Origin of the sequence: Frankia sp. Mgl5, assembly GCF_023242985.1 — a bacterium.
Lineage (GTDB): Bacteria > Actinomycetota > Actinomycetes > Frankiales > Frankiaceae > Parafrankia > Parafrankia soli.
The window spans coordinates 17,025-38,861 of record NZ_JALKFY010000003.1; the positions used below are offsets into that span (position 1 = coordinate 17,025).

Genomic DNA, 21,837 nt, shown 5'->3' on the forward strand with positions numbered 1-21,837 from the left:
CCAGTGTGTCCAGACCCGTGGCCGATGTCGGAAGGGTCAGGGCGGGCAGCGCAGGTCGGGAGTCCCGAGACCCATGATCAGGTCGCAGTACGCGGCCCGGGTGACCTGCCAGCCCGCCGGGGTGAGTACCGCCTCGCCGAAGGCGCCCGAGGGGCTGCGTGCCGCCAGCAGGGCCTGGGGAGGCACCGCCGGGTCGGTGAACGAGACCCACAGCCCCGCCGAGACGGTGCCCGGGGCGACGACGAGCATCTGATCGATCTGCACCGACAGGGTGGCCGCGAACCGGGGGTACCGGGCCGCCACCTTCTCGCGCAGCGAGGTCAGCGCCGGACCGTCCTGCACCGCGGCGGCGAATCGGTCGTCAGGGACGCCGGCGGTGAAGGCGTCGTGGAACGCGGCGCGGATCGCCTCCGCTGTCGTTTCGTCCGGTGGTGCCGGCGGAGCCGGCTGCCCGACGAGTGTGAGCCCCTCCGCGACACGCGCGACGATGGCCGGGTCGACCGGGCTGGGGCCCGCGCCTTCGACCGCCACCAGGGCGCCGTTCGGCGCCGTCCACAGCAGGGCGGCGCGGTAGCGGTGGTCGGCAGGTGACGGGCTCCGGGCGGTGTCGGTGTCGGTGTCGGAGTCGGCACGGGCCAGGACGGCAGGCTGGCCGGCGACGGTCGTCTGGGTGACGTCGACCGCCCCGACCTGCCCGAGGAGGTTGCCGTCACTCAACTGGGCGGCGGCGTTCGGCGCAGTGTAGGGATCCCAGGTGACGGTCACCCAGACCAGCGCCGGCGAGATCAGGCCGGCGGCCGGCGCCACAGGCGCGGTGGAGCCTGACTCGGCCACCGCGGCCGGGTCGGTGGCGCCGGGCAGCGCGAACTGGCTGATGTAGGTGAACGGGCCGAAGAACCTGGCCGCCTCAGTCAGAGAGGGAAAGTCGCCGCCGAGCCCGTCGATGGCGAAGGCCAGGTTGTTCGGTGCGTCCGAACCGGGTGAGGCGTAGACCCGCGCCGCCAGGTCGCCGCGGTGGGTCATCCGGGTGGGCAGCCAGCCGACGGTGAAGCCGCCGTGGGGGTGGGGCGTTCTGGACATCGGTGGGGTGGCCTCCAACGGGTCGGTAGAGGCGACGACGGTGGCGGCGGAGCCACCGCCGAGCAGGCGCGGGGAGGTCGCGATGCCCACGGCGACCAGGATGACCAGGCCCGCGACGCCGCCGATGAGGCCCCGGGTGCGTCGGCGGCGGGCCCGGGCACGGACGCCGGCGGCGAACGCGGCCGGTTCGACGGGGGCGCGGCGGCGGGCGAGCGGCCCGCGCAGCGCCCGGATATCTCCGGCCAGGTCGTCGGCGGTCGGTGTGCGGTTGGTCGGTGTGGGGTCGGGCGGGGTGCGGCCGGCGACGGTCACAGTGCCTCCCCTGGAGCGCGGCGGGCCGGCGCGGGACAGACCGCCGCGGCAAGCTCATCGGTGGCGGTGGCGGTGTCCACGCCCTCGTTGGCCAGGACGTCGGCCAATGGGCCGACGGGGGGCGTGGGTGCGCGGCCCGGTGGGGCGAAGCCGCGCAACTGGGGGCTGTTGCGCAGCTTCGCCAACCCTCGGGAGGTCTGGGAGCGGACGGTGCCGACGGTGCAGCCGAGGACGGCGGCGACATCGGCCTCGGGCAGGTCGTCGAAATAGCGCAGCACCAGCACCGCCCGCTGCCGGGGTGGAAGAGCCCCCAGCGCCCGGATGAGGGCTTCGTTCGCGGCGAGCCGGTCGGCCGGGTCGGCGGTCCACTTCCCGTTGACGAGCAGCGGTACCTCGCTGACCCGCGCCCGTAGCCTGCGCCAGCGGGACGTGGCCGCGTTGACCAGGGCACGGCGGACGTAGGCCTCCGGCTTCGGGTCGTTCATCTGGCTCCAGTGCCGGTAGGTGCGCTCGAACGCACCCTGCAGCAGGTCCTCGCCCGCCGCCCAGTCGCCGCCGACGAGTAGCACGGCGCTCAGCAGCAGTCGATCCGCGCAGTCAGCGACAAAGTGTTCAAAGCTGGCGTCGTCGGCGGGCACGGCCTCGTCTCCCTGAGAAATATCGCCGTTGCCCTGTTCCGTACGCATCCGGCCCGTCCCGCGATGCCTCGCGAACCAGACTCGTCGGCAGTCACCTGCTCGAAGAGCGTCCTACTTCGGTCCCGCGGTGGCCGCGGGTGATCGCCTTGAGGGTGTGGGCGCGGGTCCCGCCCGCGGGCTCAGGTGTCGACCACCCGGCGCCACGTCTCGTCGGTGATGACCACGTGGTCGAGGAAGCGCAGCCCCAGCAGCGCGGCCGACTCCCGGAGCCGGGTGGTGACGAGGCGGTCGTCCACGCTCGGCTCGGGGTTGCCGTCGGGGTGGTTGTGGGCCACTCCGAACGCCGAGCCCCCGCAGCGCAGCACGTAGCCGAGCAGGTCGCGCATGCTCAGCGGGCTGTGGCCGGACGCGCCCTGCGTGAGCAGCCGCGCCCGCAGGATGCCCGCGTTGCCGTCGCAGACGACCACGACGACACGCTCGCCGCGCAGGCCGCGCAGCAACGGCGCGGCGGCCTCGGCCAGTGCCGCCGTGCTGGTCAGCCCGGTGGCACCGGCCGCCGGGGGCCGGGCGCGCCGGCCCAGGTGGAAGGCCGCGCAGACCCGGGCCGCCTTCGCCGGCCCCACCCCGGGCTGCGCGATCAGCTCCTGCGGGTCGGCCCGTGAGAGCTCGTACAGCCCGCCGTGCCGGGCGATGAGCCGCCCGGCGAGATCGACCGCGTCACAGCCGGGCGAGCCCGACCCGAGCAGGAGCGCCAGCAGCTCGCGATCGGCGAGTGCCTCGGCGCCCGCGGCCAGGGCTCGCTCGCGTGGCCGTTCCCGTATCGGAAGATCCTTCACCCGCATGGCTACCCCGTTCATGGGCGAGTGACATCACGAGCCGGGCCCGCCGTGCCCGGCGTCGTATCACGGTAGACGGCGGGTACGACGGGTTCCGCCAGTCGCGGCGCCCCGGGGGTATCGCAACGTCGCGGGGCGCCTGCGCGTCTGTTCTGTGCCTGCACACTTCGGCGCGTGGGGGAACATGTGGCTCGCCGTAACAACGACCATCGGACGTGGGACGAACTCAGCCGCCCGGAACAGCGGACCGGGCTGGCGCTGCTCGCCGCCGTCGGGCTCGTCGCGGTGATCGGGGTGTGGTTCCTGATCGGTGGTGACGGCGCGGACGCCGAGACCGGCGCGGCCGCGCCCCCGACCATCGACCTCGAGGCCGAGCTGGCCGACTGGTACCAGTCCACGTCGGCGGTGCGCACGGACGTCGCCAGGGCGGCCACCGACGTGCGCACCCACATCGGCGCGAACGACGGGATCTCGCTGCGGCCAGCCTGCGAGGTGCTGGACCGGGCGGCCCGGGACGCGGCCGAGATCCCGGCCGCGCCGCTGGAGTCGGCGGCTCGGACCTGGTCCGACGGCGCCGCGGCCTACGCCGGCGCGGCCAGGGCCTGCGGCAACCTCTTCGACGGCACGCCCGTCCCGCCGCCCACCCTGCTCACGCGTACGACGTCCGCCCTCGACACGGCGGACGGCCTGTGGGCTCGGCTGGCGTCCGACCTGGGTGAACCGGCCCTCGTGGTCCCCCCGGCCTGAGCCGGTCGGGTTCGGGCGGCGTGGCTTCGATGCTGCGACACTTCGGCTGATGGACTACCCAGCACAGTTCGAGGCCCACGCCGACGCCCTGCTGGCGGCCGCGTCGCGTGATCTCGACGCACCTGTCCCGAGCTGTCCCGGCTGGGACTGCCGCCGCCTGGTCTCCCACGTCGCCCGGTTGCTCGCCTCGACGGTGCGCCACCTGCCGCGGGGAACGACCGATCCGCCCGAGCTGGTGCCCCGCCCGCCCGCGGAGGCCGGCGAGCTCACCGCCTACTACCGGCGGATGGTCACCGAAACGCTCACGGTGCTTCGTGACGTCGATCCGGGCGCGCCGGCCTGGACGTTCGTCGCCGGGTTCGCCCCCGAGGTGGCCGGGTTCTGGCCGCGCCGGCTGGCCAACGAGTTCCAGGTGCACGCCTGGGACGCCGCCGCCGCGTTCGGTGCGCCGCCGGAGCTGGTCCCGCAGCTGGCCGCGGACGGCGTGGACGAGGTGCTGACGGTGCTGCTGCCGGCGGCGCGCGCGGCCGGGATCTCGCCGCCGGGCGAGGGCACCGCGCATGTGCACCTCACCGACCTGCCCGGCGAGTGGCTGGTGCGTCTGGACGGCCCCGCCGTCACGGTGACGCCCGAGCACGCCAAGGGGGATGCCGCGCTGCGGGGGCCGGCCGGGCCCGTCCTGCTCGCGTTGTGGGGGCGGCTCGATCCGGCTGCTCCCGGTCCGCGTGGGGACGGCCTCGCCGTCCACGGCGACGCCGCCATCCTGGCCGGGCTGCGGCCGGGCTGATCAAGGTCGTCCCGGTGCTCGCGGGTGCGGCGCTCCCGCCGGCGTGTCCTCAGGGATCCGCCGGTGGGAGCGCCGCCGGCTCACGAAGTGCCGGTGGGCCGGCGGAACAGCGTGGCGGTGGGGGCCGCGGCGGTCAGCGTGGCCTTGGCCGGGGTGAACAGGAAGGACTTCTGCGGCAGGCCGTCCGGGCCGAGGAAGAACGCCTGCTCGATCGAGTCGACCTGGATGCGTGCCCCGGTGTCGTATCCCGCGCCGATCAGCCGGGTCGCCTGGATGGAGGCGATGTCCTCGGCGACGGTGCCCGGCGGGAGCGCGATCGCGGTCTGCGCGGGGGAGTCCCGCTGGATGGACCACGCCGGATACACCCCGCTGGAGCGGAACGTGTTGGGGTTGCCGGAGAGCCGGACGCCCACGGACAGCCCGACCCAGGCGTCGTCGGTGTTCGGCTGGCCCAGCGTGCTCTTACGGATGACCAGGTACAGGTAGTTGCGGGGATCGCTGATCATGTCGGTGGACGACGCCTCGGGGGCCTCGGTCACCTTGCCCTCGCGGTTCACCTCCTGGGCCATCACCCAGTACGTCCACGGGTTGCGGTCCATGACCCGCTCGCGGGCCTCGTCCGCCTGGTCCAGGGGCTCGCCCAGGGCGAGGGAGAAGCGCATCTTGCCGTCCGTCGGGTCGCACACGTTGTTGTTCAGCGTGCAGGTCTGCAGGACGGGGTGGGTGCCCTCGAGACGTCCGGTGAACGGGGCCTGGACGTGCTCGGGTGCCTGGATCACGGCGCTGCCCGGGACGGCGTTGCCGGCGGCGTCGACCTCGACCTGGTAGGTCCACTCGATGTCGGTGGTCCGCCCCCAGCGGGCCATCAGCGCGGGCGTGGACGTCCCGCCGTCCTCGTTGCTCCAGACCATGGAGTAGGTGATCAGACGGTGCCCGGAGACCGCGGTCGGGGCCTCGGAGTAGAAGGCGACGAGCGGGGAGTCGGTCAGGGCGTTCTGGAAGGGGCCGGTCGCCGGCGTCCCGGGCAGGAGCGCGGGGTTGGCCGTCGTGCGCCCGTAGAGCACCGGGGCGTTGCGGGCCGCCGCGTAGTGCGGGTCGCCGGGCGCGATCGTGCGGAAGGCGAAGTCCGACAGCTTCGCCGTGGCGGATCCCTGCGGGGACCGGTCCGCGGCGAACAGCAGCCGCAGGTCGTGCTTCCCGGGGGTGAGCGCGCCGAGGGCCAGGCCGTGCCGGGTCGGGAACGACGCGGGGATCACCACGTCCGTCGTGTAGGTGCCGTCGACGAACACGGAGACCACGGCGGACTCGGAACCGACCGTTCCCCAGGAGACGCCCGGGGCGGACGTGGTCACGTCGAGCACGACCTCGCCCGCGTTGTCCACGCTGAACGGGACGGTCGTCTCGGCCGCGCGGTCGAGCACCACCTCGGCGGGCGCGGCGGGCGCGTCACCGCTCGAGTCACACGCCGCGACGGTCACGGCGAGCAGGGTGGCGGCGAGCCCGCCACCGAGCAGTCGGCGAATTACCCCAGGCACCCGATTCTCCTTCTGTGATCCGGGAGCACTCGCCGCGCCGCGGCCGTCCCACCCGTCCCGAATCGTCACGCGATCCTGCGTTTCTCCATCCTGACGTCTCAGTCGCGTTCGGTCGCAGCCGCCTCCCCCTAATGGGGGGTGTCATCCTGGAAGGTCCAGTTGGCGGGCACCCGTTTGGTCACTCTCGGTTGAGGGCGCGGGTGGGGTCCGGACGTCCGCGAGCGGGATGGCCGCTGCCGCGGGTGGCGGATGTCGCTCGCCGCGACGGCCGGGAATCCCTCCGAACGTGCCCGCGGCGGACGCGGAGGCGCAGGCCCGTCCGGCATCATTCTTGAGGGGTACGTGCAGCACGGGTGCGTGAGCGCGTGGAGACAGACGCCCGGAGCCAGGAACGCTCGTACCCATGGCACGCCATCGGCAGCCAGATCAGGGCTCCCCGCCGCACGGGTCGTCGGCTGGGTGGGGAGCCGCCCGACACAGGCCGTCGAAGCACGCGGGGAGGCACCGTGCGCAAGTTCGTGATCATGGGCGTGCAGGGCAGCGGGAAGGGGACCCAGGCGAAGCTGATGGCCGACGAGCTCGACCTGGTCCACATCAGCGTGGGCGACGTGTTCCGCTGGAACGTGCAGAACCACACCAAGATCGGCGCGCAGGTGCGGCGGATCGTGGCCAGCGGACACCTGGTGGGCGACGACCTCGTCGAGTCGGTGGTCCGCACCCGGCTCACCGAGCACGACTGGAACTACGGGTTCATCATCGACGGGTTCCCGCGCAACGCCAGGCAGGCGGAGTTCTTCCTGGAGAGCTACGACATAGACGGCGTCATCTACCTCGACCTGCCGGACGAGGAGGTGGTGCGCCGGGTGCTGGCCCGCCGGCTGTGCTCGCGCTGTGGTCTCGACTACAACCTGATCGCGAGCCGGCCGCAGATCGAGGACACCTGTGACGTCTGTGGGGGCGCGCTGGTGACGCGCTCCGACGACAACCCCGAGGCCCTCGCGGTGCGGCTCTCGGAGTACCACGCGAAGACCCGGCCGGTGATGGAGATCTTCCAGCGCAAGGAGCAGGTCGCTGTGGTCGACGCGCGGCGCTCCGTTCTGGAGGTACAGGCGGAGATCCGCGACCAGTTCGCCCTGCCGTCACCGCGCGCGATGGCACGGTGACGGCCTCGCCCGGCGGATCCACTCCGGCCCGGTGATGATCCGCCGGCCCGGCGGTAATCCCCCGGGCCGGCGGAGTCACTGCTTCTGGAAGACGACCGCGATCGCGTTCGCGGAGCCGACGCCGGCGGCCCCGATCGTCCCGGTCACGCCCTTGCCCCGAAACTCGATCGAGCTGGCGATGCCGGCGACACCGACGTCCCGGGTGATCTCGTACCCGGCGGCCGGCAGCGCCTGGCGGTAGAAGGCGCGGGCGGCGTCGCTGTCCACGCCCTCCATCGTGAAGGTGGAACGGCTGCCGGCGGTCGTCCCCACCTTCACGGTGGCGTTGGGCGGGATCGGGAAGTCGGGCGGGATGTTCGTGCCGCGCAGCGCCTCCGCCCCGGTCGCCGTGTCGACGCGGCCGACGCCGGGCAGCGACGTCGGGAGCGCGGTCGGGACCGCCGTCGGCAGTGAGGTCGGCAGGCCGCTGGGCAGGCTGGTCGGAAGGCTGGTAGGCAGGCTCGCCGAGGGCTTCGGGACGTCCAGGTCGCCGTCGGAGCCGTTGCAGCCGGCGAGGGTGACCGCGGCCACGGCCGCCATCCCCACCGCCAGCAGCCTGCCCCGGCATACCCGCGGCCCGACCTGGGTGAGGGTGATTTTCGGCATGCCCGGTCCTCCCCGTGCTCATGATCGCGCCGTGCCGCCGCGGCCCGTCATGCGGCGGATCTACACAAGATCGACTGAGGACACCCTAGCGGCACGTCGTCCGAACCCGTCTCATCGTGTCACGAACGCGACGACTCGCCGCATCCCGCCGAACTCGCCCGTCCCCCGGAACTCCCCGCATCCCGGGGGAACTCCCGGCATCCCCTGCGAACCAGGTGGATTGGGCGGGGGACAAGCGGGGGATAGGGAACTACGTGCCACCCGGAGGCGGGACCACCGCCGCCTCGGGCCCGGCGCGGGCGGGCGCCGCTGGCGGAGTCGCCCGGGTTGGGCGCGCGGCGCGGTCGCACGATTCCGGCGACTGATCGTCAGGCCTGCTGGTCATGGCGTTTTAGCCCACTGCGCCCTCATTGTCCATACGTGGAGTCAGGGAGTGCGCACGGAGCCGGTCCGATAAGTGTCACCCCATCTGGGGGGTGCCTTGGGCGGCTTATGCCTGTACGTTCCTTTTGTGGCGGTCACGAACAACGCGGTGATCGGTGTTGCGCTGGGGTACATCGAGGCCAACCCCGACGAGACGGACCTACTACGTTCCCTGATCGTGCTTGCGCTGCATGGGCCGCCCGTCGTCACCCGCTCCACGACTCCGGCCCATGTCACGTGCAGCGCGGTGCTGGTCTCGCCCGACTGGCGGGTGCTGCAGACCAGGCGGCGCCCCGCCAGGAACTGGCGGCTGCCGGGCGGGCACATCGACCCCGAGGACCAGTCGCTGCTCGGCGCCGCGCTGCGCCACCTCGCGACGGAGGCCGACGTCGAGGCGAACGGCCTGATCCCGGCGAGCGTGTTACCCGTTGACGTGACGGCCCACCCCATCGACGCCGTCCCCGCGCTCAGCGAGCCCGAGCACGTGCACTACGAGGCCACTTTCCTGCTGCACGTCGACGACCGCACGCTGCCCGAGCCGTCGGCCCGGGGGATCTCCCGCCGCTGGGTGAACCTCGCCGACGTACGCGGCAAGCTCGGCGACAAGCTCCGGCTGGCCTCCAACCGCGCCGAGGTCTGACCTACCGCTCCGAATGACCTCGGACAATGTGTTCCGTGATGTGACGGGTCCGCGTCCGGGTTGTTTCTCGGCCACGGCGTCGGCCGGCCTGGTCGCTGTGGCCGGTGAAATTCGCGAAACAATACGTGCACCGCTCTTCTCTCGCGTCCCGGCCGCCGCTACACACATCTGGTGGCAGCGCGCGGGACCGGCCGGCGGGGGACGACCCCTGTCGTCGACGGCCCTGACCCTTGGCCCTGACCCCTAGCCCTAGCCCTAGCCCTGGCGCTGGCGCTGGTTGGCCGCATCACCTGCTCCTCGTGCCTTCCCCTGCCACGGCGGTCCTGCCCGCTCCCGGTGAGGCCCCCGCCGCGCCAGCCGCCCGCGATTCCCCTCGGGCGGCCGGCGACGGAGCCGACCCGTTGAGCACCCCGTTGATCCGGCCCCTGATTGGGGTTGGGGGACGATCAGAAAAAGATCCGGGCAGTGCAGACTGATCTTCAGGCAAAAGTGATTCGCTCGGGACGGCAACGGCACCACCGGGCCCGCCCGCGAGTCGGTGTCCCCTGCCCTCCAAGCCCACCCCGGGATGACGCCGGGTCCGGCACGACGTCCGGCCTGGGACGATGTCCGGCCTGGGACAACGTCCGGCTGACGGTGGGGCGCGGTCGTAGGCTCCTGGAACGGGTGCCGGCGGCCGAGTGCCGGGTGCCGGTGAAGGGGAGCGGCGTGGACACGATTCCGATCCGGTTCGTCGACGATCACATGGTGCTCGACATCGCCGAGTCACTGTCCACGGTGCGCTGCGACGGCAGCCACCTGTGGCTGGGCGGCGACGAGACCGTGACGATCGAGCGGGTGACCCGCTCGGCGGACGGCGACTGCTACGGCGGGCACGTGAGCTTCCAGGTGGGCGACTTCCTGGCGCTGCCCGAGCCGGCCGACGCCGACGGGGTCGTGCCGGAGATCGACATCGAGGGCCTGGACCTCGCCGGCGGCTACCTCTGGTTCACCGGGTCGCACGCCAGGACGCGCAAGCGGGTGCGGCCCGACCACGCCACGGAGGCGGCGCTCACCCGGCTCGCGAAGGTGAGCAACAACGCCAACCGGCACATCATCGGCCGGATACCGGTCGTGGAGACGCCCGACGGGCCCGTGCTGGCCGCGTCGGCGCCGGACCCGGCGAACCCGGGCCGGAAGTTGTCGGCGGCGGCCCTGGGCCTGCGCAAGAGCACCCGGCTCACCCGCGCGCTGCGCGACGACCCGCACCTGGGGCCCTTCCTCACGATCCCCAGCAAGGACAACGGCCTGGACATCGAGGGACTGGCCGTCGTGGGGGAGCGGATCTACCTGGGCCTGAGGGGCCCCGTGCTGCGCGGCTGGGCCGTCGTCATCGAACTGCGGCTGGCCGGCAGCGACGGCCCCGACCTGCTGCTCGCCCCGCTCGACGACGGCCCCTACCGCAAGCACTTCCTCGACCTGGGTGGCCTCGGGGTGCGCGACATGATCCCCTACGGGGACGACCTGCTCGTCCTCGCCGGGCCGACGATGGATCTCGACGGCCCGGTCCGCATCCACGCCTGGCGGGGCGCGGTGCGGGCGGAGACGTCCGTCGTGGTGCGTGGCACCGCCATCGAGAAGATCATGGACGTCCCCTACGGCGACGGAGTGGACCACGCCGAGGGCATCACCCTGATCCCCGACCCGGGTGGTTCCGGCGGGCAGGCACTGCTGGTCGTCTACGACAGCCCCGCTCCGCACCGCCGTCGGCACCGCCACGAGATCATCGCGGACGTCCTGCCCCTGCCGCCCGCCGCCGGCTAGCCCGCCGTCACAGGTGACGGCCCGAGATGCGGGCCACCGCCCGCATCTTGTTCATCGCGTCGAGCGCGGCGACCTTGTAGGACTCCGCCAGGGTCGGGTAGTTGAAGACGGTGTCGACCAGGTAGTTGACCGTTCCGCCGCAGCCCATCACGGCCTGCCCGATGTGGACCAGCTCGGTGGCCCCGGTGCCGAAGACGTGGATGCCGAGCAACCGGCCGTCCTCCGGGCTCACCAGGAGTTTGAGCATGCCGTAGGAGTCGCCCAGGATCGCGCCGCGGGCCAGCTCGCGGTAGCGGGCGATGCCCACCTCGAAGGGCACCGCGCGCTCGGTGAGCTCGTCCTCGGTGCTGCCGACGTAGGAGATCTCCGGGATCGTGTAGATGCCGATCGGCATCAGCTCGGCCCGCATCCCCGTGGCCGGCTCGCCGCACGCCGCGTAGGCGGCCAGCCGCCCCTGCTCCATGGACGTCGCCGCCAGGGCCGGGAAACCGATCACGTCACCGACGGCGTAGATGTGGTCCACCTCGGTGCGGAAGTCCGGGCCGACCAGGATCCGGCCGCGGTTGTCCGCGGAGAGCCCGGCGTTCTGCAACTGGAGGACCTCGGTGAGCCCCTGCCGCCCGGCGGAGTACATGACGGTGTCGGCGGGGATCTTCTTGCCGCTCTCCAGCGTCGTGAGGGTGCCGCCGTTGTGCCGCTCGACGGAGACCACGGACTCGCGGAACCGGAAGGTCACCGCGAGGTCGCGCAGCTGGTACTTGAGCGCCTCGATGATCTCCAGGTCACAGAAGTCCAGCATCCGGTCGCGCCGTTCGACGACGGTGACCTTTGTGCCCAGTGCCGCGAACATCGAGGCGTACTCGATGCCGATCACTCCGGCGCCGACCACGACCATCGAGCCGGGGATCCGGTCGATGTCGAGGATCTGGTCGCTGTCGACGACCGTGCGGCCGTCGAAGTCCACCGAGTCGGGCCGGGCCGGCCGGGTGCCGGTGGCAATGATGATCTTGTTGGCGCGGACCTGTCGCTCCTCGACCCCGCCAGGCCCGCGGACGCTCACGGTGTTCGGGTCGAGGAAGGTCGCGAGCCCGGAGAGGACCTGGACCCGGTTGCGGGTGAGCTGGCTGCGGATCACGTCGATCTCGCGGCCGATCACGTGCTGCGTCCGTGCGGAGAGGTCCGCGACCGTGATCTCGTCCTTGAGTCGGTAGCTCTGGCCGTAGACCTCTCGCTGGGCCAGGCCCGTCAGGTACATGACGGCCTCGCGCAGCGTCTTGGACGGGATGGTCCCCGTGTTGATGCAGACCCCGCCGATCATGTCCCGCTTGTCGACGACCGCGACGCTGCGCCCGAGCTTGGCCGCGGCGATGGCAGCCTTCTGCCCGCCGGGCCCGGAACCGATGACAAGGACATCGACCTCGTGCACGTCGTTTCCCCCTGTCATTTATCGTGTCGCGCCGAGGCTATCCGCCCAGGAGGCCCGGAACCTCCGGCGGTCGGTGTTGTTACGCCGTTTTCTCGCCCAGGTCCCCAGAACGTCACACCAGTCGCGCCATGTCGTGGCTTGCGTTCCCATCGTCACACGCCGACGTGGGGGGACGGCGTGGTCCACCCGTGCTCACCCGGGCCGTGCCGGCCGGTGGTCGCCCACCGGCTGGAGGAAACCCAGAAATCCGTGGTGCGGCCCGTAACGAAAGCCGAGCCGCCTCGTTGGACAGGGCATCGGGGGTCGCGGGGGTCGTGGAGGCTGGCTGGGGGGTCTTCCACGGCTCTCGCGGCGGGGTATGCCGACCTGCCGTGGGGATGGCGTGCTCCCGGCCAGTGGCCGGGGGAACAGGCGTCGGCATCGGGACCCGGCTCCCGCACGTTCGTGGAGCCGGGTCCGCTCCCTGCCTCACCGCTACGGGCCCACCCGGGCCCGTCCCCCCGTTCCGCCTGATCGAGCGCACCGACGGGCCGAGCCGCGCCCGAGGGTGCCGGCGGCGAAAGCAGCGCACCCGTGGGAGACGCACCCGCGGGCGACCGCCCACGGGTGCGTCTACCGGTCCGTCCTACGGGTGCGTCATCGACAGGACGTCGAGCGCGCTGTCCAGCTCGGCCTCGGTGAGCTTGCCGGCCTGGACGTACCCGCGCTCGATCACGACCTCGCGGATCGTCTTCTCCTCGGCCAGCGACTGCTTGGCGACCTTGGCCGCCTCCTCGTAGCCGATGTACTTGTTGAGTGGCGTCACGACCGACGGCGAGGACTCCGCGTAGCGGCGGCAGCGCTCGACGTCCGCGACGATGCCGTCGATGCAGCGGTCGGCGAACAGACGGCTGATCGTCGACAGGATGTGGATCGACTCGAGCAGGTTGCGGGCGATGACCGGCAGCATCACGTTGAGCTCGAAGTTGCCGGCCGAGCCGCCGAACGCCACCGCCGCGTCGTTGCCGACCACCTGGGCCACCACCTGGCAGACCGCCTCGGGGATGACCGGGTTCACCTTGCCAGGCATGATCGACGACCCGGGCTGCAGGTCCGGCAGCCTGATCTCGCCCAGCCCGGCCCGCGGGCCCGAGGACGCCCACCGCAGGTCGTTCGAGATCTTGTAGAGCGACACCGCGATCACCCGCAGCACGCCGGACGCCTCGACGAGGCCGTCCCGCGAGGCCTGGGCCTCGAAGTGGTTGCGGGCTTCGGTGAGCGGGAGCCCGGTGCTCGCCGCCAGCTCCTCGATGACCGCCGCCGAGAACCCCGGCGGCGTGTTGATGCCGGTGCCGACCGCGGTGCCGCCCAGCGGCAGCTCGCCGATCCGGGGCAGCGCGTCGTTGAGCCGCTCGACACCCAGCCGGACGGCCGCCGCGTACCCGCCGAACTCCTGGCCGAGGGTCACCGGCGTGGCGTCCATGAGGTGGGTGCGCCCCGACTTGACCACCTCGGCGAACTCGGTCGCCTTCCGCTCCAGCGAGACGGCGAGGTGATCGAGCGCGGGGATCAGCTCGTGCACGATCCCCTGGGTCGCCGCCACGTGGATCGAGGACGGGAACACGTCGTTCGACGACTGCGAGGCGTTCACGTGGTCGTTCGGGTGAACGGCCCGGCCGAGCCGCTCCGAGGCGAGCGACGCCAGCACCTCGTTGGTGTTCATGTTGGACGACGTGCCGCTGCCGGTCTGGAAGACGTCGAGCGGGAACTGGGTGTCCCAGTCGCCCCGGGCCACCTCGCCGGCGGCCTCGGCGATCGCCGAGGCGATGTCACCGTCGAGAACGCCGAGCTTGGCGTTCACGGTCGCGGCCGCGGCCTTGATCCGCGCGAGCGCCGCGATGTGGGCGCGCGAGATGCGCTGGCCGGAGACGGGGAAGTTCTCGACCGCCCGCTGCGTCTGCGCTCGCCACTTCGCCGCGGCCGGCACCCGCACGTCACCCATGCTGTCGTGCTCGATGCGGTATTCCTGCTCGCTCATGACTCGTGCTCGCTCATGCGCCGATCTCCCGAGATGTCCGTCGACCTTGATCTGGCTTGCCGCCGATCCGGCTTGCCGCGGAACCGCCCGCGGCGCTGGCGATGACAGGCCACTGCCGACCCTAGGACATCAGGTGCATCCGTCGCCCCGGCCGGCATCCCCGGCGGGCGCTCGTCACATCGCCCGCGACGGGCCGGCGCGGGCGGCGTGCCGGGCGGGCGGCACCCGTCACCGGGCCACCACAGACGGAAGTCCGGTGCCGCACCAGGCTGGCGCGGCACCGGACGGAGAGAAACACGATGGGTGGACCGGGCTACGAGCGAAGCCGGTGACCAGCACGGGCGTCGACGATCATCCGACCGGGCGGCGCAGCCGCCCGATGGGACACGGTCCTCACACCACGCGCGGTGACCCAGGCGTGAGGGGGCCGCCGGCAGCACGACCGACCGGAATTTCCGGCGCTGGCTGGACGGCCCGTTGGTGCCGGCGCCGGCGACGCCTCCGACCGCGGCCGCCCGAATGCGGCGATGCGGCTTGGACGGCGGCGCCGACGCCGGATGAATGTCGGCGGAGTGGATATCGCTGGAGTGCTGTGCCGCTGGAGTGACGTACCGCTGGAATGCGGTGCCGTCGGCGCGCTCAGGAATGAGCGAGCGTCAGGCGCCCGCGGCCCGCTCCCGGGCACGCATGTCGCGACGCAGCTCCGGCGGGAGCGCGAACAGCAGGTGCTCGTCCGCCGAGGTGACTTCCTCGACGTCGTTGAACCCGCGGTCCGCCAGCCACGCCATGACCCCGGTGACGAGTTCCTCGGGGACGGACGCCCCGCTCGTCACACCAACCGTCTCGACACCGTCGAGCCAGCCCTCATCCACCTCGGAGCAGTCGTCCACGAGGAACGACCTGGGTGCACCGGCGTCGAGGGCGACCTCGACGAGCCGGACCGAGTTGGAGGAGTTCGGCGAGCCGACCACGATGAGCAGGTCGACCTTCTCGGCGATCTCCTTGACGGCCACCTGGCGGTTCTGGGTGGCGTAGCAGATGTCGTCGCTCGGCGGCCCCTGTAGATGCGGGAACCGCTCGCGAAGCGCCTTGACCGTTGTCTGCGTCTCGTCGACCGAGAGCGTCGTCTGCGAGAGGAACGCGACCCGCTTCGGGTCCCGGACCTTCACAGCGGCGGCGTCCTCAGGACCGTCGACCAGATGGATACGGTCCGGCGCCTGGCCGGTGGTGCCTACTACCTCCTCGTGGCCCTCATGACCGATGAGGAGGATGTCCAGATCCTCCTTGGCGAACCGGCGAGCCTCGGAGTGGACCTTGGTAACGAGGGGGCACGTCGCGTCAATGGTGCGAAGCTGACGCGAGGAAGCCTCCTCGTGGACCGTCGGTGCCACGCCGTGCGCCGAGAACACCACCGTGGCGCCGTGAGGCACCTCGTCGGTCTCTTCGACAAAGATCGCGCCCTTCGCTTCCAGCGTCTTGACGACGTGAGCGTTGTGCACGATCTGCTTGCGTACATACACCGGCGACCCGTACAGATCGAGTGCCTTCTCGACGGTTTGGACCGCGCGATCGACACCCGCGCAGTAGCCGCGCGGCTTGGCCAACAAGACCCGCCCCATGTCGCAGCAGTCTACGCGGGAGCAGCGAGGCTGGAAGAGCGGCGAGCGGAGCATCACCGGATGGGCGGCATCGTCCGGCCCGCCGGTGACCTTCCCCCGTGGGGGGAGGTCGTACGGTTCGGAGGTGCCCCTGACCTCGACCCCGGACGAGCCGCTCCCGGTGCGGACGATCTCCCGGGCGTTGGGTGACTGGATCTCCCGGCTCGGTCGCGTATGGGTGGAAGGTCAGGTCACCGAGATCTCCCGCCGGCCGGGCATGAACACGGTCTTCCTCACCCTGCGCGACCCCGTCGCGGACGTCTCCCTACGGGTCACCTGCCCCCGGGCGGTGTGCGACGCGGTCGGTCCCGGGCTCGTCGACGGGGCCCGGGTGGTGGTCTGGGGCAAGCCCAGCTTCCACCCCGGCCGGGGCACGTTGGCCCTTGCTGTGGTGGAGATTCGCCCTCTGGGGGCCGGTGCGCTGCTGGCCCGGCTGGAGCGGCTGAAGGCCACGCTCGCCGCCGAGGGACTCTTCGCGGCGAGCCGCAAACGGCGGCTCCCGTTCCTCCCGACGGCGGTCGGCCTCATCACCGGGCGTGCATCCGCCGCCGAGCGCGACGTGATCGAGAACGCCCGCCGCCGGTGGCCCGCGGTACGCATCGAACTACGGGAGGTGGCGGTCCAGGGCCCCCTCGCGGTGAGCCAGATCCTCGACGCGCTGTCCGATCTGGACGCCGACCGCGCCGTCGAGGTGATCGTCATCGCCCGCGGCGGGGGCTCCCTGGAAGATCTCCTACCGTTCTCGGACGAGGCCCTGCTGCGTGCCGTTGTCGCCGCCCGGACACCTGTCGTGTCGGCAATCGGACACGAGCAGGACACCCCCCTGCTCGACTTTGTGGCCGACGTCCGAGCCTCCACGCCGACCGACGCCGCCAAGCGTGTGGTCCCCGACGTCTCCGAGCAGTCAGCGCTGGTGGAGGCCCTGCGCAGCCGGGCCCGCAGGGTCCTCGCGCACCGCCTCGACCTCGAACGACGCCGGCTGGCGGACCTGCGGGCCCGTCCCGTCCTGGCAGCCCCGCTGCGCGAGATCGACCGGCGCGAGCAGACCGTCGGGGCGCTGCGCTCGCGCTCGCTGCGCTGCCTCACCCACGCGGTGGACGTCGCCGAGCGCGACCTCGTCCACGCTGCGGCGCGCATGCGGGCGCTGTCCCCGGCGGCCACGCTGGAACGCGGCTACGCCCTGATCCAGAACGCGGACGGCGCGGTGATCCGCTCACCGGCCGAGATCGAGGCCGGCGACCCGCTGACCGTCCGGGTCGCGGGCGGTACCTTCGCCGCCAGAGCGGAGTGACCACCACGCGGCTCTCGAATGGTTCTCCCGGTGTTCCTGGTGCTCCCGGGCTCGGGAGCGTGCTCACGGCCGTCGAGCGGGACAGCCGTCGAACGGGACAGGAGAACTCACATGACCGATCTTGACCGTCAGCGGAGCCCCACCGCTGGGCCCGGTTCGGGCGGTGTTCCGGAGACCACGCCAGGGACTACCGCGGGTACTGCGCCGGGACCGACCTCCGGGGCCGCCGCGGGTGTCACCCCGGGGACCACTTCCGATCTCACCTTCGAGGCGGCTCGCGCGGAGCTGGAGGATGTCGTCCGCAGGCTGGAGGCCGGGGGATGCGCTCTCGAGGAGTCCCTCGTGCTCTGGGAACGCGGCGAGGAACTTGCCGCCCTCTGCCAGCGCTTCCTCGACGGCGCCCGGGCCCGCCTCACCCCCGCCCCGACCTCCGGACCTTCCTGAATCCCACCGGCCCGGTGCGCACACATTCGGTGGGGTCGGTCGGGACGCCCGGGCTCCGGGGGGCCGTAGGGTCGGGTTCCGAGGTTCGGCGGGTGATGGTCGTCGAATCCGAACGCCGTCGGGCACATGCCGTCGGGCACGGACGTCCAGTGCGGACATTGAGTCACGGACGTCTCATGCGGACGTCGAGTACGGACGTCGTCGGATCAGGGCGGCGTCGGATCGGAAGATGAGGGCGTGGCGCGTCAACGCGGTCAGGAAACAGTCCGGGACATGGTGCTCTCCCTCGCCGTGGTGCTGGCGGGAGTGGCGGTGTTCTACGTCTTCGTGATGCCGCACGGTGGCGAGGATCCCGAGGTGAAGGTCGTGGACACGGAGTCCACGCTGGTGCCGTACGCGCGCCAGGCGCCTTACCCGGCCTCGGCGCCCCAGGACCTGCCCGACTTCTTCAAGCCGACGTCGATCCGGATGAAGCTGCCCTCCGGTGGGACCAGCGACGGAGACACCACTCAGATCACGATCGGGTACGTCATCGACCGGCCGGGCGACCGGACCTACACCCGGTTCATCCAGAGCAACGCCCCGGACGCGGTCCAGGCGATTCTCGGTGACCGGCCCACCACCGGGGCCGTGAGCGTCGCCGGTGAGGAGTGGGATGAGCGACGTGACAGCGACGGGCATCTGGCGATCACGCGTGTGGCCGACGGTGTGACGACGATTGTCGACGACGGTGGCGGCCCCGGGGCAGCCGACCGGGCCGACCTCGAGACGCTCGCCGCCGCCGTCCGGCCGCTCGACACCGGAGCGTCAGCCGCGGTCGCCAGCCCCGCCGCCTGATCAGCAGCAGGACCAGGACGGCACCAGCAGGACGGCACCAGTAGGACCAGGACGGGGATTGGCGGCGTTTGCGACGCCAGGCGAGCCGCTGCGGGCCCTGCCGATGTCGCGATCGCGAGCCGGCTCGGAGCGGGCTCGGAGCGGGCTTCCGGCGCGGCCGTCCCGTGGGCGGGATGCACTGGCCTGGAACGACTCCGGGCGCTGGAACGGCTCGGGTACAGAAACGACTTCGGGTGGCCGTCACGCCCCCTCCGCGTGACGGCCACCCGTATCGACCTGTATGACGCGGTTCCTCCGGGGAAGGTTGCGCGCCCATCCAAAGAATTTTCCGGGCTTCCGCCCGGTCGTCGGCGACGCGGCCTCCGCAGCCAGCCGCCGGCCTCATCACGGACCCGGAAACAGGCTGGTCACAGGGCTGGTCGTGGCGGTAGCGGCCCGGTCGCGGGCTGGTACTTCGGCGGCTACCGGCGGCGCGTGACGCCGTGTCGAACTACGCTCCTCCCGTGGCTGCCGAGACCCCTTCCGTGCCCGAGTCGTCCGTGCCCGAGTCCCTCGCCGTCCAGGGCCAGGCGCCCGACAGGAACCTCGCTCTCGAGCTGGTCCGGGTGACCGAGGCCGCGGCGCTCGCCGCCGCCCGCTGGGTCGGGCGTGGTGACAAGAACGGTGCTGACCAGGCGGCCGTGGACGCGATGCGCCGGCTCGTCGGGACGGTGTCGATGCGGGGCGTCGTCGTGATCGGCGAGGGGGAGAAGGACGAGGCCCCCATGCTGTTCAACGGCGAGGAGGTCGGCTCCGGCGAGGGCCCCGAGTGCGACGTCGCGGTCGACCCGGTGGACGGGACGACGCTGACGTCCAAGGGGATGAACAACGCGGTGTCGGTGATGGCGGTCAGCGAGCGTGGCTCGATGTACGACGCCAGCGCCTGTTTCTACATGGAGAAGCTGGTCACCGGGCCGGAAGCGGCGAGCGTCGTCGACATCGACGCCTCGGTGGAGGACAACGTCCGCGCGGTGGCGAAGGCCAAGGGCATTCTGCCGCGGGATGTCACGGTCGTGGTGCTGGACCGCCCTCGGCACGCCGAGCTGGTGGAGAACATCCGCACGGCCGGGGCGCGCGTCAAGCTGATCTCCGATGGTGACGTCGCCGGCGCGGTCATGGCGGCCTCGGCGGACACCGGGGTGGACATGCTGCTCGGCATCGGCGGAACACCCGAGGGGATCATCGCCGCGTGCGCGGTGACCTGCATCGGCGGCGTCATCCAGGGCCGGCTCTGGCCGCAGGACCGCGCCGAGCGGGCGAGGGTCCTGGACGCCGGGCACGACCCGGACCGGGTCCTGCACACCCGGGACCTGGTGAACAGCGAGGACATCTTCTTCGTCGCCACCGGCATCACGGACGGCGAACTGCTCGCCGGGGTGCGGTACCGGCCGGGCGGTGCCAACACGTCGTCGCTGGTCATGCGCTCGCGTTCGGGCACGATCCGGCGGGTCGACAGCCAGCACCAGCTGACCAAGCTCCAGGCCTACTCGACCGTCCCGTTCTGAGCCCGGCCGATGCCCACTCTCGTCCGAGGAGCCAGGGCCCGGCGGCGGCTGACGGCTCCGATCGGACGGGCGGTGGCGCGGCTGGACCGGCCCGGCCCGCATGGCAGCGCGGCCGAGATCCGGACGCTTCCGCAGGCGCTGCGGCGGTTTGTCGCCCACCCGCGCCCGCCGGTGCTCCTCGGGTGTGTGGGCGCGGTCGGCGCGGTGCGGGCCGTGCGTGGTCCGCTGCGGCGCCGGGACGTCGTCACGGCCGCGGCCTGCCTCGCCGCGCAGCCGTTCGTCGAGTGGGCGGTGCACCGCGGCCTGCTGCACGCCCGGCCGGGCGGCCGGCTCGGGTCGGTCGGCTACCAGCTCGCCGGCTACGGGCACGAGCAGCATCACCGTGATCCGACGAACCTGGACACGATGTTCCTGCGGCCCCGGGAGGTGACGGCAGGCGGGGCGCTCGCCGTCGGCCTCGCGGCGCTGGGCCCGCCGGCTGTCGGCACCGCGGCGGTGTGCGCCGGGCTGGGCGCACTGGCCTACGACTGGACGCATTTCCTCGTGCACACGGCCGTCCGCCCGTCGAACCGGTTCTACCGGCGGGTCTGGCGCGGGCACCGGCTGCACCACTATCGCAACGAGCGGTACTGGCTGGGTGTGACGAGCCCGGTCGCGGACATGGTGCTCGGCACCTCGCCCGCCCGTGACGACGTGCCCGTCTCGCCGACGGCCCGCGGTGCCGCCCGGCTACGACCTGCGTCCAGCAGTGGTGTGATGCACCTCATAGTGTGCGGTGTCGTGGCCGACTGACCGGTGCCTCCGCGCGCGGGCCTGCCCGGCGAGGCTGATCAGCAGGCCGCCCAGCGCGTCCGCCTGCGCGTCCAGCGTGTGGTGGGCGACGACGCTCGCCCGCGCGCGGGCGCCGAGCAGCTCGGCCAGCGTCTGGTCGTCGAGCACCCGGGCGAGCTTCGCGCTGAGGTCGGCCACGTCGTCCTGGCGGGCGAGCAGGCCGGTCGCTCCGTCGGTCACGATCTCCGGGATGCCCGCGGTCGGGAACGCCACCACCGGCCGCCCGCACGCCTGCGCCTCCAGCACGTTCAGTGGCAGCCCCTCCAGGCTCGACGCGAGGACCAGGACATCGGTGGCGCGCAGCAGGTCGCCGATGTCCGAGCGCGGCCCCAGGAACAGCACCCGGTCACCGAGCAGTTCGGCGCCGAGCCGGCGCAGCGACTCCCCGGACGCCGGGTCGAGGCTGGGCGCGCCCGCGACCGCCAGCCGCGTGGACTTCAGGTGGTCCGGCAGCGCGGCCACCGCGCGGATCACCTTGTCGACGCCTTTGCGGGGGTCCAGGCGGGACATCGCGAGGACCAGCGGCGCCGCCGGGTTCGTCGACAGGCTGGCCCGCACGGCCGGGTCCGCCGGGCCGGGGCGCAGCGCGTCGGTGTCGACCCCGTTGCGGATCACCACCGCGCGTCGGGCGGCCCACCCCGGCAGCGACGCCGCGACCGCGCCGCTCACCGCCACGGACCGCGCGGCCCCCCGGACGGCCAGCCCGCGCAGCCGGCCGGCCAGGTCCGGCTCGTTCTCCTCGTGCAGCAGCAGCAACGCGGGCCGCCGGCACAGCGCCGAGGCCCCGACGGCCTCCAGATGCGACCAGCGGCTGTTCGCCTGCAGGACGTCGACGCCGAACCGCCGGGCGAGCCGGGCCGTCCGGGCCGCCATGACCGCCGTCCGGCCGGATTCGCGCAGTACCAGCGCGGGGCTCGGGCGGCCGTCCGGGCGGCGCAACCTCCGGTCCGCCGGCACTGGCAGGACGGCGTGGTGCCGCCCGGACGCCCGCCAGGCCGCGCCCGTCGCGCTGTCCTCCGGTGCGGCGAGAATCTGCTCGATCCCGCGTCGCTCCAGCAGCGGGGCGAGCCTCAGCAGGAAGCGCTGGGCGCCCCACAGCCCCTCACCCTGCTCGACGATGAGGACCCGTGCGGCCGGCTGTTCCTCCACGCCACGGCAGGTTACGGAAAGTCGGCCATCG

At 72.5% G+C, this 21,837-nt stretch carries 19 protein-coding genes; 10 read left to right on the forward strand and 9 right to left on the reverse strand.

Features of this window, described 5'->3' with window-relative positions:
- Positions 1–36: 36 nt before the first annotated feature.
- The 3 genes from MXD62_RS02225 to MXD62_RS02235 form a co-directional block, all read right to left on the reverse strand.
- Positions 37–1,392 (reverse strand): hypothetical protein, encoded by a 1,356-nt coding sequence (locus tag MXD62_RS02225; protein ID WP_248827770.1) that lies wholly within the window; start codon positions 1,390–1,392, stop codon positions 37–39.
- Positions 1,389–2,030 carry a SigE family RNA polymerase sigma factor gene (locus MXD62_RS02230; RefSeq protein ID WP_248827877.1) on the reverse strand — a complete coding sequence of 214 codons (642 nt, stop codon included), beginning with the start codon at positions 2,028–2,030 and terminating at the stop codon, positions 1,389–1,391. The genes MXD62_RS02225 and MXD62_RS02230 overlap by 4 nt, the downstream gene beginning before the upstream one ends.
- A 179-nt stretch (positions 2,031–2,209) precedes the next feature.
- Positions 2,210–2,872, reverse strand: coding sequence for a RadC family protein (locus MXD62_RS02235; RefSeq protein ID WP_368862300.1), 663 nt, complete (start codon positions 2,870–2,872; stop codon positions 2,210–2,212).
- A 180-nt stretch (positions 2,873–3,052) separates the two neighbouring features.
- On the opposite strand from MXD62_RS02235, the gene MXD62_RS02240 reads away from it, so the two are divergent.
- On the forward strand, positions 3,053–3,613 hold the full coding sequence (locus MXD62_RS02240) for a hypothetical protein (RefSeq protein WP_112104923.1): 561 nt from the start codon (positions 3,053–3,055) through the stop codon (positions 3,611–3,613).
- Positions 3,614–3,662: 49 nt separating this feature from the next.
- Positions 3,663–4,400 (forward strand): maleylpyruvate isomerase N-terminal domain-containing protein, encoded by a 738-nt coding sequence (locus tag MXD62_RS02245; RefSeq protein ID WP_248827772.1) that lies wholly within the window; start codon positions 3,663–3,665, stop codon positions 4,398–4,400.
- Between the two features lie 80 nt (positions 4,401–4,480).
- Here MXD62_RS02245 and MXD62_RS02250 read toward each other — a convergent pair whose 3' ends face one another.
- Positions 4,481–5,935 carry a hypothetical protein gene (locus MXD62_RS02250; RefSeq protein WP_248827773.1) on the reverse strand — a complete coding sequence of 485 codons (1,455 nt, stop codon included), beginning with the start codon at positions 5,933–5,935 and terminating at the stop codon, positions 4,481–4,483.
- A gap of 506 nt (positions 5,936–6,441) precedes the next feature.
- On the opposite strand from MXD62_RS02250, the gene MXD62_RS02255 reads away from it, so the two are divergent.
- Positions 6,442–7,098, forward strand: coding sequence for a nucleoside monophosphate kinase (locus tag MXD62_RS02255; protein ID WP_018502151.1), 657 nt, complete (start codon positions 6,442–6,444; stop codon positions 7,096–7,098).
- A 75-nt stretch (positions 7,099–7,173) separates the two neighbouring features.
- On the opposite strand, the gene MXD62_RS02260 is transcribed toward MXD62_RS02255, so the two are convergent.
- Positions 7,174–7,743: a hypothetical protein gene (locus tag MXD62_RS02260; RefSeq protein WP_248827774.1), complete on the reverse strand. Its 570-nt coding sequence runs from the start codon at positions 7,741–7,743 to the stop codon at positions 7,174–7,176.
- Between the two features lie 511 nt (positions 7,744–8,254).
- Here MXD62_RS02260 and MXD62_RS02265 point away from each other — a divergent pair.
- On the forward strand, positions 8,255–8,806 hold the full coding sequence (locus MXD62_RS02265) for an NUDIX domain-containing protein (protein ID WP_248827775.1): 552 nt from the start codon (positions 8,255–8,257) through the stop codon (positions 8,804–8,806).
- Between the two features lie 708 nt (positions 8,807–9,514).
- A complete protein-coding gene (locus MXD62_RS02270; protein ID WP_248827776.1) occupies positions 9,515–10,609 on the forward strand; it encodes a DUF3616 domain-containing protein in 1,095 nt (364 codons plus the stop codon).
- 7 nt (positions 10,610–10,616) lie between these two features.
- Here MXD62_RS02270 and sthA read toward each other — a convergent pair whose 3' ends face one another.
- From sthA to MXD62_RS02285, 3 genes are all read right to left on the reverse strand, one after another.
- Positions 10,617–12,035 (reverse strand): Si-specific NAD(P)(+) transhydrogenase, encoded by a 1,419-nt coding sequence (gene sthA, locus MXD62_RS02275; RefSeq protein ID WP_020458492.1) that lies wholly within the window; start codon positions 12,033–12,035, stop codon positions 10,617–10,619.
- Positions 12,036–12,660: 625 nt separating this feature from the next.
- Positions 12,661–14,052 carry an aspartate ammonia-lyase gene (locus MXD62_RS02280; protein WP_248827777.1) on the reverse strand — a complete coding sequence of 464 codons (1,392 nt, stop codon included), beginning with the start codon at positions 14,050–14,052 and terminating at the stop codon, positions 12,661–12,663.
- A 656-nt stretch (positions 14,053–14,708) separates the two neighbouring features.
- A complete protein-coding gene (locus MXD62_RS02285; RefSeq protein ID WP_248827778.1) occupies positions 14,709–15,671 on the reverse strand; it encodes a 4-hydroxy-3-methylbut-2-enyl diphosphate reductase in 963 nt (320 codons plus the stop codon).
- A gap of 124 nt (positions 15,672–15,795) precedes the next feature.
- On the opposite strand from MXD62_RS02285, the gene xseA reads away from it, so the two are divergent.
- The 5 genes from xseA (at position 15,796) to MXD62_RS02310 (ending at position 20,618) form a co-directional block, all read left to right on the forward strand.
- Positions 15,796–17,001: an exodeoxyribonuclease VII large subunit gene (gene xseA / locus MXD62_RS02290; RefSeq protein ID WP_020458495.1), complete on the forward strand. Its 1,206-nt coding sequence runs from the start codon at positions 15,796–15,798 to the stop codon at positions 16,999–17,001.
- 111 nt (positions 17,002–17,112) lie between these two features.
- Positions 17,113–17,445: an exodeoxyribonuclease VII small subunit gene (locus MXD62_RS02295; protein ID WP_248827779.1), complete on the forward strand. Its 333-nt coding sequence runs from the start codon at positions 17,113–17,115 to the stop codon at positions 17,443–17,445.
- 237 nt (positions 17,446–17,682) lie between these two features.
- Positions 17,683–18,282: a DUF4245 domain-containing protein gene (locus MXD62_RS02300; RefSeq protein ID WP_020458497.1), complete on the forward strand. Its 600-nt coding sequence runs from the start codon at positions 17,683–17,685 to the stop codon at positions 18,280–18,282.
- Between the two features lie 524 nt (positions 18,283–18,806).
- The gene (glpX, locus tag MXD62_RS02305; protein ID WP_248827780.1) at positions 18,807–19,826 is read left to right on the forward strand and encodes a class II fructose-bisphosphatase; all 1,020 of its coding nucleotides are present in this window, start codon (positions 18,807–18,809) and stop codon (positions 19,824–19,826) included.
- A 9-nt stretch (positions 19,827–19,835) separates the two neighbouring features.
- A complete protein-coding gene (locus tag MXD62_RS02310) occupies positions 19,836–20,618 on the forward strand; it encodes a sterol desaturase family protein (protein ID WP_248827781.1) in 783 nt (260 codons plus the stop codon).
- On the opposite strand, the gene MXD62_RS02315 is transcribed toward MXD62_RS02310, so the two are convergent.
- Complete coding sequence (locus tag MXD62_RS02315; RefSeq protein ID WP_248827782.1) at positions 20,556–21,806, reverse strand: glycosyltransferase family 4 protein; 1,251 nt, start codon at positions 21,804–21,806, stop codon at positions 20,556–20,558. The genes MXD62_RS02310 and MXD62_RS02315 overlap by 63 nt on opposite strands.
- Positions 21,807–21,837: the final 31 nt, after the last annotated feature.